This window comes from Sphaerisporangium rufum, assembly GCF_016863395.1.
In the GTDB taxonomy this organism is placed as follows: Bacteria; Actinomycetota; Actinomycetes; order Streptosporangiales; family Streptosporangiaceae; genus Sphaerisporangium; species Sphaerisporangium rufum.
In genome coordinates this window covers 110,668-124,764 of record NZ_BOOU01000058.1, presented here as the reverse complement: position 1 = coordinate 124,764, position 14,097 = coordinate 110,668, and the positions used below count along the sequence as shown (strand labels likewise).

General features: G+C 75.0%; 10 protein-coding genes. 2 read left to right on the top strand and 8 right to left on the bottom strand.

What is annotated here, in order from left to right; genetic code table 11:
• Positions 1-75: 75 nt before the first annotated feature.
• The 7 genes from Sru01_RS21945 to Sru01_RS21915 form a co-directional block, all read right to left on the bottom strand.
• Positions 76-2,073: a serine/threonine-protein kinase gene (locus tag Sru01_RS21945; RefSeq protein ID WP_239137641.1), complete on the bottom strand. Its 1,998-nt coding sequence runs from the start codon at positions 2,071-2,073 to the stop codon at positions 76-78.
• Complete coding sequence (locus tag Sru01_RS36290) at positions 2,070-5,051, bottom strand: serine/threonine-protein kinase (protein WP_203989406.1); 2,982 nt, start codon at positions 5,049-5,051, stop codon at positions 2,070-2,072. Before Sru01_RS36290 ends, Sru01_RS21945 begins: the two co-directional genes overlap by 4 nt.
• A gap of 508 nt (positions 5,052-5,559) precedes the next feature.
• Positions 5,560-6,093, bottom strand: coding sequence for a YbaK/EbsC family protein (locus Sru01_RS21935; protein WP_203989404.1), 534 nt, complete (start codon positions 6,091-6,093; stop codon positions 5,560-5,562).
• Positions 6,094-6,259: 166 nt separating this feature from the next.
• On the bottom strand, positions 6,260-7,888 hold the full coding sequence (locus tag Sru01_RS21930; protein WP_203989403.1) for a flavin monoamine oxidase family protein: 1,629 nt from the start codon (positions 7,886-7,888) through the stop codon (positions 6,260-6,262).
• A 5-nt stretch (positions 7,889-7,893) separates the two neighbouring features.
• Entirely contained in the window at positions 7,894-8,736 is an 843-nt protein-coding gene (locus Sru01_RS21925) for a M55 family metallopeptidase (RefSeq protein WP_203989401.1), read from the bottom strand.
• On the bottom strand, positions 8,733-10,022 hold the full coding sequence (locus Sru01_RS21920; protein ID WP_203989399.1) for a DUF6395 domain-containing protein: 1,290 nt from the start codon (positions 10,020-10,022) through the stop codon (positions 8,733-8,735). The genes Sru01_RS21925 and Sru01_RS21920 overlap by 4 nt, the downstream gene beginning before the upstream one ends.
• On the bottom strand, positions 10,019-10,459 hold the full coding sequence (locus tag Sru01_RS21915) for a hypothetical protein (RefSeq protein ID WP_203989397.1): 441 nt from the start codon (positions 10,457-10,459) through the stop codon (positions 10,019-10,021). The genes Sru01_RS21920 and Sru01_RS21915 overlap by 4 nt, the downstream gene beginning before the upstream one ends.
• A gap of 280 nt (positions 10,460-10,739) precedes the next feature.
• Here Sru01_RS21915 and Sru01_RS21910 point away from each other — a divergent pair, with 280 nt between their 5' ends.
• A complete protein-coding gene (locus tag Sru01_RS21910) occupies positions 10,740-12,005 on the top strand; it encodes an ATP-binding protein (protein ID WP_239137640.1) in 1,266 nt (421 codons plus the stop codon).
• Here the strand turns inward: Sru01_RS21910 and Sru01_RS21905 are convergent.
• On the bottom strand, positions 12,002-12,406 hold the full coding sequence (locus Sru01_RS21905; RefSeq protein ID WP_203989394.1) for an ATP-binding protein: 405 nt from the start codon (positions 12,404-12,406) through the stop codon (positions 12,002-12,004). The genes Sru01_RS21910 and Sru01_RS21905 overlap by 4 nt on opposite strands.
• Before the next feature lie 357 nt (positions 12,407-12,763).
• Between Sru01_RS21905 and Sru01_RS21900 the strand changes: the two genes are divergently transcribed.
• Positions 12,764-14,020: a helix-turn-helix domain-containing protein gene (locus Sru01_RS21900; RefSeq protein WP_203989392.1), complete on the top strand. Its 1,257-nt coding sequence runs from the start codon at positions 12,764-12,766 to the stop codon at positions 14,018-14,020.
• Positions 14,021-14,097: the final 77 nt, after the last annotated feature.

The following is a 14,097-nucleotide window of genomic DNA, read 5'->3' as shown; positions in this document are numbered from 1 at the left end:
CCGCGGCCCGGCCGAAGGCTCTCGGCTGAGCTTTTTCCACGCGCGCGGCCTTGGGAAACGGTGTCCGGGCCGTCGTCACCTGCCCCAGAAGGCCAGGAAGCCGAGACCCAGGTCCTTCAGCAGGTCCTGGATCAGGCCGCCGATGATGCCCATCGCGCTGCTGCGCGCCTGGGCGCCGAGGTCGCTGATCGCCTGGGAGGGCGGCTCCCAGGGCGTCCAGGACGGCACGGCGGTGAGCGCGCTGATCACCGCGAAGAAGGCCAGCGTGCCCACGATCAGCACGACGACCATGCCCGCGCCCGGGCTGCGGATGGCCGCGCTGAGCCCGCGGGCCACCGCCCGGCGCGGCTTCTTGCCGCCGGGCAGCAGGAACAGGCCGCCGACGAACGCGGCGGCGCCCCAGGCGGCCGCGGTGTCGGTCGTCATGCCGCCGGCGAATCGCAGCGCGCCCCACACGCACATGCCGAGCATCAGGGCCAGCGGGGTCGCGACCAGCGTCACCAGCGCGGCCCTGATCAGCGCCCACGGCGTGCCGAGCACGGCCATCAACGGGTCGCCGGCACTGCTGCCCCGCACCGAGCGGCGCTCGGCCAGGTCGCCGAACAGGTACTCGCCGACGCGCAGGCACAGCACCACGACCACCATCAGCACGCTGAACAGCACCGGCAGCATCCGGGCGCCGGCCACCGCGATGGCCAGCAGCCCGGCGGACACCAGCGGGTGGCTCCCCCGGTACCGGGGACGGTCCGGGCGCGGCTCCGGCTCGGGCCGCCGCTCCGGCCGGTACGGCGCGGGCGGCGGGGCCTTGGGCACCGGCTCGCGGTAGGCGGGCGGGGGCTCGCGGTAGGCAGGCGGGGGCTCGCGGTAGGCGGGCGGCGGCGGCCCGGCGACCCGCTGGTCGGCGTACGGCATGCCCGCGTGCGGGCGGGGCGGCGGGTAGGGCGCCGGGCCCTGCCCGGGGGCCGGCGGCGGCGCGGCGTACCCGGCGGGCGCGGCCGGCGGGGCGGGCGGCGGGGCCTCCTGCCGGGCCCGCCGGCGCTCCGGCTCGGCGTAGTTCACCGGCGGCAGCAGGTCGGAGTAGCTGTCCTCGCGGGCCGGCGCGGTGCGCCTGGTCGGCGCCGGCTCGTCGAGCATCGCGGTGCCGTCGGGCACCGCGCCGCCCAGCACGTGGGTGCGGCCCGGGTCGGCGTCCAGCACCCGGGTGCCCGGGTCCAGCCGGCGGGTGCGGCCGTCCGCGGCCGTCTCCCGCAGCACCGTCACGTTCGGGTCCAGGGTCTTGGCCATGGACAGCAGCCGCCGGGCGTCCGGCCGGGCCGCGGCGTCGACGTCGAACGCGGCGCGCAGCCAGCCGCGCAGCCACGCCGGCGCCTGGTCGATGTTGGCCCGGCCCTCCATGATGTTGTAGCAGACCGACTCGAAGGTGCCGGTGCCGAACGGCGGCTTGCCGGTGGCGCCGAAGAACACCGTGGCGGCCAGGGCGTGCACGTCGGCCTGCTGGGTGATCTCCTCGTCCCGGATGATCTCGGGCGCCAGGTAGCCCGGGGTGCCGACGAACATGCCGGTCTGGGTCAGCCGGGTAGCGTTCACCAGATGGGCGATGCCGAAGTCGATCACCAGCGGCTCGCCGTTCACCAGCATCACGTTGGCCGGCTTGAAGTCGCGGTGGATCACGTCCGCGGCGTGGATGGCGACCAGCGCCTCCGCCAGCCCGCGGGCGAGCTTCACCACCTCCTGGTCCGGCAGCGGGCCGTCCGACAGGACGGTCTCCTCCAGCGTGCGGCCCGGCACGAACCTGGTCACGATGTAGGGCGCCGACCCGGTGAGCCTGGCGTCCAGCACTTCGGCGACCCGCGGGCTGCGCACCCGGCGCATGGTCTCCACCTCACGGGTGAGGCGGTCGCGGGCCTTGAGATCGGCCGCCACGTGCGGGTGCAGCACCTTGACCGCGACCTCGCGGCCCTGCTCGTCCAGGCCGAGATGGACCACGCCCATCCCGCCCTCGCCGAGCCGGCGCAGCAGCCGGTACGGCCCGAGCCTGTCCAGCGTCTCCGGCATCGTCTCTCCCGCCTTCACCGCGGCCTCCGCACGCCGAGATGTCTGAGCTGATCCAGCCAGCCGTCTACGTTCATCGGACTCCAGACTGCCTCACCGAACGCCCCGGCGAGCATCGCCACCACCAGCACCAGCACCAGGGCGGCCAGCACGCCGAGCCCGCCGGCGAGCGCGGTGGCCGTGCTCCGGGACGGGAACGCGGCGGCGAGCATCAACGTGAGCTGGCGGCGCGGCCCGGTCACCCCCGGCCCGGTGGCCGCCACCCACAGCACGACGGCGACCCCCAGGCCCAGCACGGTGGGCAGCGACGCGGGCAGCAGGGACGCCGCCATCATCACCGGCACGGCGAGGAACAGCGACACCGGCACCAGCGCGAGCGTCACCCCGAGCGACTTCACCAGCGCGGCCGGGTGGCCGAGCACCCGCACCACGTCGCCCGCGGCCGCGCCGGCCGGCCGGACGGCCGCCAGCTCCGGCTGGGCGAGGTGCGCAGCGCGGAGCAGCACCACGACCAGCAGGACCACCACCCCGACCAGCACCGGCGCCATCACCGCGGCGAACGCGACGGTGGACAGCGCCAGCCAGGCCGCCAGGCCGTACACCGGCGGGCGGCGCAGCAGCGCGGCGGCGCCCAGCGGGGTCGCCTCCGGCGGCAGGTGGACGGTCGACGCCTGGCCGAGGGCCGCCTGCCCCGGCGGCAGGTGGACGGTGGGCGCGTGCTCGAGCGGTTCGCGCTCCGCCGGCTCGGCGTGCCGCACGTGCGGCGTCCGCTCGAAGACGTCGAGGGCCTGCTCGAACAGCGCCTGATGGTAGGGCCGTGCCTCCGCCTCGTCGGGCCGGGCCCGCCCCGGCTCCGGCGCCCGGGACGAACCGGCCGGGGGCGCATCGCGGGCACCACCCGCCGCGGACCCACCGGAGGCACCGGCCGGGGACCTACCGTGCGGACCACCCGCCGGGGACGTGCCTCGCGCACCACCCGCCGGCGACGTGCCCGAACGGCCGCCGGCCGCCGGGCGGGCCCGCCTGGTCTCCGGCTCCTCGTCGCCATCGGCGGGCGCGGGCGCCACCCCCGCCACGCCACCCGACGGCCCGGTCGCCGGCGACTTCGGCGTGCCGGGGCCGGCGACGCCACCGGGCGTGCGTGCCCCGGACGGCCCGCCCGCCGCGCCGGCACGCGGCGTGCCGGACGTGGCGGGCCGGCCCGGCGTACCCGGCGTGGCGCCGCCGCCCGGCGTGCCCGGCCCGGCCGGGCCGGTGGTCCCGGGTTGCGGCGTGACACCCGGCGCGGGGTGGCCCGCCTTGAGCCGGGCGGCCAGCTCGTCCAGTTCCCCGGAGCGCACCCGGCGGGTCGGCACCTCGCCCTGGTCCTGCGGCCCGGGGTCGGCCGGCCACGGCCGGGACGCCCCGGGCGGCGCGTTCCAGGTGGGCACGTCACCCTCGGTGTCGCCCGCCCTGGACCCGCCCGGCGGCGCGCCACCGGACCGGGCCGGGCCGGGCGCGGCGCCCTTCTCGCCGGTGGCCGGACCGGAACCGGCCCGGCCGGCCGGGCGGGCGGATCCGGAGGAACCCGGCGGACCGGCCGGGCCGGTGCGACCGGGGGGAACGGGCGGGCCGGCCAGGTCGCGGGGGATGCCCGCGCGGCGCAGCTCGTCACCGGTCACCCGGACGGTGGGGAACGGATCGCCGCCGGGGGCGGGCGGCCCGTCGAGCAGGGAGACGAACTCGCCGGCCGCGTCACCGGACGCGGCGCCCGGGCCGGCGGCGCCGACACCCGCGGCGGCGCCGGTGGGCGTGCCAGGTCCGGCGCCGGACGGGGCGGCGACCGAGCCCGCGGCGGCGGAACCGGCGACCCCGGCGGCAGGGCCGGACGCGACCCCGGCGGCCGCACCGGCGGCCGGCCCGAAGGCGGCCAGGCCGGCACCGGCCCGGACGGCACCCGGTGGAACGCCCCCGGCCGGGGCACCGCCGGACGATCCGGACGCCGCGCCGTCGGGAACGGCACTGGACGGGCCGCCTCCCGGCGCCGCGGCACCGGAGGCGGCCGGGACGGCGGGCTCGCCAGGGCGCAGCGAGGTGCCGGTGACCGGTGCGCCGGTCACCGCGGAGGTGTCCGGCACCGTGATGATCTCGTCCGGAACCGGCGGCCGGGTCTGGCCCGGCCCGGGCACCATCCGGGCCAGCCGCGCCGCCAGCTCGGCCGCGGTGGGCCGCCGGGCCGGGTCACGCCGGAACGCCTCGCGCAGCACGGGACGCAGCACGGCCGGGGCGGCGTCGACGTTCGCCCGTCCGGCGGTGATGTTGTAGAAGACCATCTCCAGCGTGCCCTTGCCGAACGGCGGGCGGCCGGTGGCGGCGTACAGCATGGTGCCGGCCCAGGCGTGCACGTCCACCTCGGGCCCGGCCTCGTGCCCCTCGATGATCTCCGGGGCCAGGTAGCCGGGCGTCCCGATGAACATGCCGGTCTGGGTGAGCCGGGTGGCGTCCACCGCCTGCGCGATGCCGAAGTCGATGAGCACCGGCTCGCCGTCGAGGATCAGCACGTTGGCCGGTTTGAGGTCGCGGTGGATGACGCCGGCGGCGTGCACGGCGGCGAGCGCCTCGGCCACCCCGTGCGCGACGCGCAGCAGCGAGGGCGTGTCCAGCGGGCCGTCCTGCTTGACGGCGTCGTCCAGCGGCATGCCGGCGACATAGCGGGTGACGATGTAGGGGCGGCTGCCGGTGACGTCGGCGTCGAGCACCTCGGCGATGTGCCTGCTGCGCACCCGCCGCATGGTCTCCACCTCGCGGGCGAGCCTGCGCCGCGCCAGGTCGTCTCCGGCGACCTCCGAGCGCAGGACCTTGACCGCGACCTGGCGGTCGCGCGGGTCGAGCGCGAGATGGACCACACCCATGCCGCCCTCCCCGAGCCGCCGCAGCAGCCGGTAGGGGCCCAATCGGTCGTGCTGATTCATCTGATCTCCGGCGATGCCCCGGGACTGCTGCCCGGAATGCAGCACCATGCTCTAATTGTCACATTTTGCGGACCGTGCACAACGGCCGTCACGGAAAACACCGGCCGCCAAATGATGGCACGCCGCACCGACACGACCGGATGCCCTCCCGGCTGGCGGGCACCCACACCGGCGGGCGCGTGGCCGAGCCCCCCCGGCCGGCCCCGCTCCCCTCCCCGACTCCCGCGACGGCGTTCTCGCTCTCCGGCACGGCCACGGGAGCGCTGGTCGCCCGCTCGCCCGCGGCCGTCGACGGCACGTAGCACCATACCGGCTTAAACCCCGCCCATGAGATGAACCCTGAGGCCACATTCCCGGTTGTACAACGGCCCAACCGGCCCCAAGGGTTTCCCATATCGGGAAAGTCTCTTCCGCACGCCGCCCTTCATTCACCCGGCCGCCGTGGACGGACGGGCGACCCGCCGGACTCCTCCCTGGTCACCACCCCGGCAACCACGGCGCGGGGCCCGGCGGGCCACCGGTCGGACCGCGCGCGATCCCGGACCGGGGCCGGCGGTCACTGCGCCAGGCTCAGCACCTCGGCCGTCTTGAGCCGGGCCAGCGCCGCCCCGGGCAGCGCCAGCTTGGATCCGCGGACCCCGCTACCGATCACCACGTGCGGCCGGGCGGCCACCGCCGCGTCCACCAGCACCGGCCATTCCTCGGGCAGCCCGACCGGGGTGATGCCGCCGTACTCCATGCCCGTCATCGCCACCGCGTCCGCCTGCGGGGCGAAGGACGCCTTCCGGGCGTCCAGCTGCCGGCGGATCACCCCGTTGACGTCGGCGCGCATGGTCGCGAGCACCATGACGGCGGCGTACCGGGTCTCGGCGCCGCGCCGGGCCGCCACGATCACGCAGTTGGCGGAGTCCTCCAGCGCCACGCCGTACCGCTCGCAGAAGGCGGCGGTGTCGGCCAGCGCCGGGTCGATCGCCGCCACGGCGACCTCGCCCGCCGGCTCGCCCAGGCCGCCCAGGGCGCGGGCGACCGGCGCGGCGAGCAGCTCGGGCCGGTCCGCGGCGGGGACCCAGTCGAGGGTGCCGATCCTCATGGGGCATCTCCTTCGGGACTTCGGGACTTCGGGACTGTCGGGCTTCGGGGGTTCGGACCGCTGAGCTTCGGAGGGTCCGGACCACGGGCCTTCGGGGCGTCCGGACCGCCGGGCCTTCGGGACCACCGGCCTTCGGGACCACCGGTGCTTCAGGACCACCGGTGCTTCAGGACTTCAGGACGCGGTGATGGAGGTCGGTCACCACCTTACGGGCGGACTCCAGGGCGCCGGCCTGCCAGGCGATCAGGTGGGTCAGCCAGTCACCGGCGAAGTACACCCGGCCGGCGGGCCGCTGGAGCAGCGACAGCCCGCCGGTGGACGGCCACCGAACCCAGGCGCCCTCGATGTGCGGCTGCCGCCGCCAGGCTATCGAGGTGGCGGCCAGAATGTCCCGCCCGTACTTCGCGCCGTGCACCCGCCGCCCGGCGGCCAGCGCCCGGCGCAGCCGCTCGCGGTGGGCCAGCCCGTCGTACGCCTCGGCCGCCGGGCCGGTGTTGTAGTAGCCGACGACCAGGCCGCGCTCGGCGTGGTAGCCGTAGGACGGGTACCAGATGTGCCCGATGTCCAGGTCGGTCTCGGTGGCCCCGCCGTACACCTGGTCCTCGATCTCCCACCAGCGGCGGCCGTACTCCAGGCCGATCTTGCCGGCCGACATCGGGATCGGCGTGGCCAGCGCCGCCCGTACCCCGGCGTCCAGGTTGCCGGGGATCTTCGCCAGCACGTGCGGCGGCAGCGTCGCCACGCAGTAGTCCGCCCGCACCGGCGCGCCGCCCGCCACGGTCACCTCGACCCCGTCCGGCCGGCCGGTGATCCCGGTGACCTGGACGCCGGTCCGGATCCGATCGGCGCCCACCCGGGCGGCCAGCGCCCGGACGATGGCGTCCATGCCGCCGACCGGCTGGAACATCGGCATCGCCTGCTCGTAGCCGGCGTCCATGGTCAGCATGCGGCCGAGCCCCTGGCTCAGCACCTCGGTCAGCGACGGGACCCGGCCCAGCCCGGTGCCGGCCCCGACCCCCGGATCGACCCGGAAGCCGCGCCGCTCGCCGCCGGTGTAGGCCAGCGACCCGCCGATGTCCCCGAAATGGGTCAGGAAGTCCAGCAGCCGCTCCTTGTCGGCGGCGGTGAGCCGGGCGTCCAGCGCCCCCTCGTCGGTCGCCTTGGCCAGCAGCTCGGAGATGTACCCGTAGGCGTCGGCGCGCGCGGTGCGCACCCGGACCGGCCCCTTCATGCCCTCGGTGAGGACGTACGCCGAGGAGTTGGCGTTGACGAACACCTCCAGCGGCACGCCCAGCTCGCGGCAGTAGTCCAGCGTCACCATCCACTGCGCGATCCGGGCCGGGCCGGCGTTGAAATAGGTGCCCTCCCCGAACGTCACCCGCTGCCGCGCGCCGGCACCGCCGCCCGGCGCCGCGGTCTCCTCGAGCACGTCGCCGCCGCGCAGGGTCAGGCTGCGCCCGCCGACCCGGTCGCGGGCCTCCAGCACCGTGCAGTGGTACCCGGCCTTGCCGAGCTCGTAGGCGACCGCCAGCCCGGCCACGCCGGCGCCGAGCACCAGCACCGACGCCGGGGCGCCGTCGCCGCGCAGCGTGAAGTCCGAGCGCCGGGGCGGCACGAACGGCGTCGGCGCCGCGCCGCTCGCAGGCGGCACCGGCGCGGTCCGCTCGGTCGGGGCCAGCCCGAGCACGCCCATCGCCGCGTACATCGCCCCGGCCCCGCCCGCGGCACCGATTCCGACGAGCAGCGAGCGGCGCGTGAGCGCGCCCGCCGGCCGCGGCGGCCTGTCTGCCTGCATCCGGGTCAGCCGTAGACGCCGCTGCCGCAGGCCACCTGGCCGGCGATCATCGCGTAGATGCCGAGCAGGGCCATGATGTCGCGGTAGTCCTCGCCGGTGAACTCGGTGTGCCGCGGCCCGGCCAGCCGGGTGCCCGGGATGAGCGCGCAGCCGGCCGCGATGGCGGTGGAGTTCCACTCCACCCCGAGGGTGAACGGCGCCGCCAGCTCGTACGGCCGGAAGTCGGCCAGCCGGTTCAGCGCCCGGGCGGCGCCCTCGCGGATGCGGGCCTGCGCGACGGCGGGCGGCAGCAGCTCGGCGGCGAACCGGTCCACGCCGGTCTTCACCGCGACCGTCTCCACGTCGCCGAGCAGCTCGCGCGCCTCCTCGCAGACCGCCTCGTCGCCGGTCACCAGGGCCACCGGCACGCCGAGGGAGCCGGCGCACGCGGCGACCAGCCGGGTCTCCCCGCACACCTCACCGTTCAGGTAGACGTTCTGGATCTCCTTGCCCATCCAGGTGTGGTTGAGCACCCCGTGCCGGACGCCGGCCCGGGCGTGGTAGCCGGCGAAGCAGGCCGCGTCGAACTCCCCGGTCAGGCCCTGGGCCATCCGCATCGGCTTGCCCGGCCCGCGGATCAGGGTGGCCCGCTCGTCCAGCAGATCCACCCGGACGTTCTTGGTGGAGCCGTGCGCGTCGTTGACGGCCACCGCGGTCGCACCGGCCTCGAAGGCACCCGCGACCACCGCGTTGGCGTCCGCGGTCATCAGCTCGCAGCCGCGCTCGTAGCCGCGGCCGCCGGCGTGCATCTCCTCCGGGTCGGTCAGCCCGGTCACGCCCTCCATGTCGATCGACACGTACACCTTCATCGCCGGCCCCAGCTCTCCACCCGCCGCACGTCCTGCTCGTCCATGAACCCGAACTCGTCCGCCATGACCTTCTCGACCGCGGCCCGCCACGGCCGCGGGATCTCCGCGACGGCGGGAGGGTAGCACCGCTCCAGCCAGCGGGTGGACTCCACGGTCGCCTTCAGGTGCCCGGCGGCCACCGCGAACGGGGTGTGCTCGATGCCCGGGACCCGGGCGCAGCCGTACTCGATCATCTCCTGTCCACCGTACGGCGGCGGCTGCTGCCACTTGCGCGCGACGGGCCGGTCGGCGGTGATCGTGGTGTTCAGCGGGCGCCGTTCCACCGCCGCCTGGATGAGCTCCTTGTACAGGCACTTGCCGCACCGGCCGCACGGGCCGGCGCCGTCGCCGCGCAGGCACCAGCGCACCTGGTCGCGCAGCTTGGAGTTCAGCGCCAGCCGCATCGTCATCGCCTCGCTGATGCCACCGGCCGGCAGCACCAGCGGCAGCCCGGCGGCGGCGAACAGCCGTCCCCACCGGCCGTGCGGCGACCACATGGGGTTGTCGGGGGTGAAACGGTGCACGTACCGGCCGCCGCCCAGCCAGCGCGAGCCGATCTCGTACCCGAGCGCCAGCCCGCCCAGGTCCATCCGGCCGGCCAGCAGGACCGCCCCGGCGAGCACCGCATGATGCTCGGGGTAGCCGGGCCGGGGCTCGCGCAGCAGGAACTCCAGGTCCGACTCGACGACGGTGACGTCCCGGCCGGTCTCCCGGGCCAGGCCGGCCAGCACGTCGGACCGGTAGTGCGTCCAGCGGTTCGGCACCCGGGGGTGCGGCACCCGGCGGAAGTGCACCAGCGGCGCGTCCGGCAGGATCGCCGCCACCGCCGCCGAGTCGGCGCCGCCGCTGTAGGAGATCGCCAGGCGGGAGCCGGCCGGGCGCGGATCCTCGCCGACCGGGCCGGCGTCGATGCCCCATCCTTCGCGGAAGGCCTCGGCCAGCGCGGGCGAGATCGGCCGGTCGAACACGATCCGCCCGGCCGTCCACGGCGCCGCGACCGTCCAGGCGGCCAGCGCCCGCAGATCACCATGCGGCTCCGCCGGCTCGGCCGGGGCCGGCCCGGAAGCCGTCACCGGCAGGCCCGCGCCGGAGCCGCCGGCCGCCGCGTCGGGCAGCCGGATATGGCAGGTGTCGGTGGCCAGCACCACCCGCTGCCCGTCGGTGACCGTGCCGGTGAGCCCTTCGGCCGGGTCCAGCCGCAACCGCAGCCGCCACCGCCCGTCCTCGACCGTCCAGCCGACCCTCACGGCGCCGGAACCCCGCCGGCCGGCGTCCCCGCCGCCCGCCCATCGTCCGCCCCTTGCCCCTCGCCGGACCCCGTGACCTGACCAAACCCGGCGGCCTGGTCGCGGACGCCGTCCACGGCCTGCCAGAGGAGCACCTCGGCCTGCAGCAGGTGGTCGACCGCGGCGGCGGTCTCGGTGGCCAGCCGGTGCGCCTCCTCGGCCCTGGCCTTGACCGCCGGATCCGGGCCGGCCGGCGCCGCCCGTTTCACGTCACGCCCGAGCCGCTCCATCTCGCGCCGCAGCGCGGTGAGCTCCCGCTTGAGCGCCTGCACCTCCCACAGCGCGTCCCGCACGTCCTGCCGGTGATCGGCCCGGGTGACGTACCGCGTGTCGAACCGCCCGAGAACGGCGCGCCGGAGCCGGGACGGCGCCAGCACGCGCATGACAAAACGCGCCATAGCCGGCCACCCTAGCGCCAATTCCGGATCTCCCCCGCCCATCCGCCCAGATCGCGATACCCGCGCCCGCCTACCGGACCCGGCGCCGAATCCGCCCGACCGCCCGCCCTGATCAACCTCCCGTCCCGGCGACCTGCGCGCGGTCCCGGCCACACCGGCAGATCGTCGGTCGGCACTTCGGCAGATTGTCAGCCACTCCTTCGGCAGATTGCCGGCTGGCCCTTCGGCAGATTGTCGGTCGGAACCTCGGCAGACTGTCAATGCATGCTACGCTTCGCTGGTGCGAGCGGCCACGGATTACGTACCTCGGCGGGCGGCTGAGCTGGTCGTCGAAGCGCTGGCGGACACCCGGGTGGTTGTGATCAACGGGGCTCGCCAGGTCGGGAAGAGCACGCTCGCGGAGGTCGTGCTGCGCCAGGGACAGAACGGCGTCGCCAGGTTTCTCGACGACCCCGTCACGCGGACCGCGGCCGGGGAGGATCCCATCCGCTTCGTCCGCCATGACGGGCTGATGCTCATCGACGAGGTGCAGCGCGTGCCGGACCTGTGGCTGGCGGTCAAGCATCTCGTCGATCGCGATCCGCGTCCTGGGCGATTTCTGCTCACCGGATCGGCGAGGTTCCTCGCCCTGAACAGCCTTCCCGACACGCTGCCGGGTCGATCCGAGACCGTCGAGCTGTGGCCGCTGTCCCAAGGTGAGATCGACGGCACTCCGGACGGCTTCGTGGACGCCGCGTTCGCCGCCGGCGCCGACCTGCGCGGCGAACCATGGACGCTGCGACGCAAGGACTACCTCGCCAGGGCCACCCGCGGCGGCTATCCGGAAGCGTTGCGCCGCGCGACGCCGCGGCGGCGGCAGCGCTTCTACGAGGCGTACGTCGCCGACCTGCTCAGCAGGGACGTCAAGCAGGTCGCCGACATCACCAAGGCCGGCGACATGCGGCGGCTGGTCTCATTGCTCGCGGCCCAGACCGGCGGGCTGCTCAGCGTCAACCGGCTGGCCGGCGAGCTGGGCATCCCTGCCAGCACCACCCGGCACTACGTGGAGATCCTGGAAACGATTTACCTGATTCGCCGCATACCGGGCTGGTCGTCGAACCTGACGACCCGGGCGGTGGCCACTCCGAAGGTCATCTTCGTCGACTCCGGGCTCGCGGACCACCTGACCGGCGAGGCGACCTCTGATACCGCGCTCGGCGGGCTGCTGGAGAACTTCGTGCTCGGCGAGCTCGCCCGGCAGCTCACCTGGTCTCGAACCTCGGCACGGCTCTACCACTACCGAGATCGCGATCAGTACGAGGTGGACGGGCTTCTGGAGGACAACGCCGGTCGGATAATCGGCATCGAGGTCAAGGCGGCCGAGACCGTACGTGCGGACGATTTTCGCGGCCTGAAACTCCTGCAACGACGCCTCGGACCTCGGTTCCGCGCGGGCTTCGTCCTGTACTGCGGCGAGGAGTCGCTGAGCTTCGGTGATGGCCTGACCTGCCTGCCCATCTCCACGCTGTGGACGACAGCGCCGGAAGCCGGCGAAGACCCGCGCTAGCCGCAGCGGCGCGCGACGACCGTGTGCTTGCCGAGCGGGAGGTGCACCACGATGTGCTTGCCTCCCTCGAGGGTCGGCTCGACCGTGTGCCGGCCGCCGGCATCCTCGGCCAGCAGCATGACCATGCGCAGCCCCCGGCCGCCGTCGCCGTAGGGGACGGTCAACGCTCGAGGCAGGCGCGGGCTGGCATCGTGCACCGACACGGTCAGCCACCAGTCGTCCGCGGCGAGCAGAACCGTCGCGGCCGGTGACGCATCGGCGGCATGCTCGGCCACGTTGGCCACCAGCTCGGTGACGATCAGGGCGGCCGTGTACGCGAGATCGCCACCGACACCCCAGGAGGCGAGCACCCGCCGCGCCGCACGCCGGGCGACCGGCACCTGGTCCACGGTGGACGCCACGGTGAAGGCATGAGTCATACGCGGGCCGGACGGCATCGAACCCCTCCTCAGGTAACCGCTTCTTCGACGGCTTTCAGCATCCAGCCGGGGAGCTTCCGCCGAAACGCCCGAACGTCATCGATCGATCACAAGGAGTGATGCCAGACTGGCATCGCCCGCCCGCAGGCGCCGTCCGTAGGGTGACGCGCCCGGCGGCGGGGGTGGAGGAGAGATCGGGTGAGTGCTGACCGGCTGTGCCCTGGGTGCCGAGCGACTCGGCTGAGCCGATACAACCACGATCCGGTGTGCGCGCCCTGCCTGCGGGCGGCCCGTGGAGAGCACCCGGCCGCCCCGTCATGGTCGTGGGACAGTATGCCGGTGCGCCAGGCGCTCGCCGCCGGCGATCTGGCCGGATTCACCGCCCTGGTCCGCACCGCCATGGGCCTCAGCCAGCTCCAGTTCGCGAGTCTGGTCGGCTGGTCACAGAGCACCGTCAACCGCGTCGAGAACGGCACCCGGCACACCCTGTACGACATCCGCGAGTTGCTCCGGTTCGCCGACGCCATCGACATGCCCCGCCACGCCCTGACCCCGCTGCTGCTGGGCTCACCCCTGGCGGTCAAGGACATCGAGGGCGTATATGGGGATATGGAGATGGACCGCCGTCACTTCGCCGCCGTCCTGGCCGGTGGTCTCGCCACCGGAGTGTCCTGGGGCTCTTCGAGCATCCCCCGCCGCATCACCCCGGTCCAGTTGCGGCAGCTCGATGCCGTCGTCCGGCGGCTGTACGCCGATGACCAACGAATGGGGGGACGCCTGCTGCTACCGCTCGCGCTGCACCAGGTGACCCGGGTGCGCCGCATGCTGGACGAGGCCGACTACACCGAGGCGATCGGCCGCCGGTTGGTGTCGGCGGCCGGGGCCCTCCACCTATGTGCGGGCTGGCTCGCCTACGACTCCGGCGACCACGAGCTTGCCCGGCGGCTGTACGGCGAGGCCGCGATGTACGCCGAGCAGGCCGGCGACGACGAACTCCGGGTCAACGTCGCCTCCTATCGGGCGATGCACGCGGTCCGGCTGGCCCGTTCACGCCCCGGCCGGGCCCGGGAGGCGCTGCGGGCGGTCTTGATAGGCAGGGAGGCCGCGCGCCGCTGGGCGACGCCCCGGGTGCACGCTGTGCTCGCGGTACGCGAGGCCACCGCGCACGCCGTTCTCGGCGACCGGACCGCCTGCCGGGCCGCCCTTGCCGCCGCCTGGCGTGAGGTGGAACGCGGTCCGCACGATGACGACCCGGATTGGACCGCGTTCATCACCGAGCCGACGCTCACCTACTTCGAGGGTCTGACCACGATGACCCTCGGCAGCCCCGTGCGCGCCGCCGACCGCTTCCAGCGCCTGCTCGGAGAGCCGGCCATCGGCCCGCGCAACCGGACGTACTACCACGCCTGCCTGGCGACCGCCCTGCTGGCGAGCGGCGCCAAGAGCGAAGCCCTGACCGAGGGCCTGGCCCTGCTGCCGCACATCGGCGGCTCCCGCCGGACCCTCCAAGAGCTGGCACCACTCCGCCAAGCCGCCGGCGCCTCATCCGAATTCGGCCACCTCTACGATCGCCACCTCACCGACCCGATTCCCTGATCTGTGTCGCCAAGGTCACGTCCCCGAGAACACGATGCTGTTGCCGTCCGGGTCGGTCACGGTGAGCACCCGCCCGG

Bases quoted from the DNA above. Each gene is read 5' to 3' on its own strand.
- Sru01_RS36290 (WP_203989406.1), bottom strand. From the start codon at position 5,051: ATGGTGCTGCATTCCGGGCAGCAGTCCCGGGGCATCGCCGGAGATCAG.
- Sru01_RS21935 (WP_203989404.1), bottom strand. From the start codon at position 6,093: ATGAGGATCGGCACCCTCGACTGGGTCCCCGCCGCGGACCGGCCCGAG.
- Sru01_RS21930 (WP_203989403.1), bottom strand. From the start codon at position 7,888: ATGCAGGCAGACAGGCCGCCGCGGCCGGCGGGCGCGCTCACGCGCCGC.
- Sru01_RS21925 (WP_203989401.1), bottom strand. From the start codon at position 8,736: ATGAAGGTGTACGTGTCGATCGACATGGAGGGCGTGACCGGGCTGACC.
- Sru01_RS21915 (WP_203989397.1), bottom strand. From the start codon at position 10,459: ATGGCGCGTTTTGTCATGCGCGTGCTGGCGCCGTCCCGGCTCCGGCGC.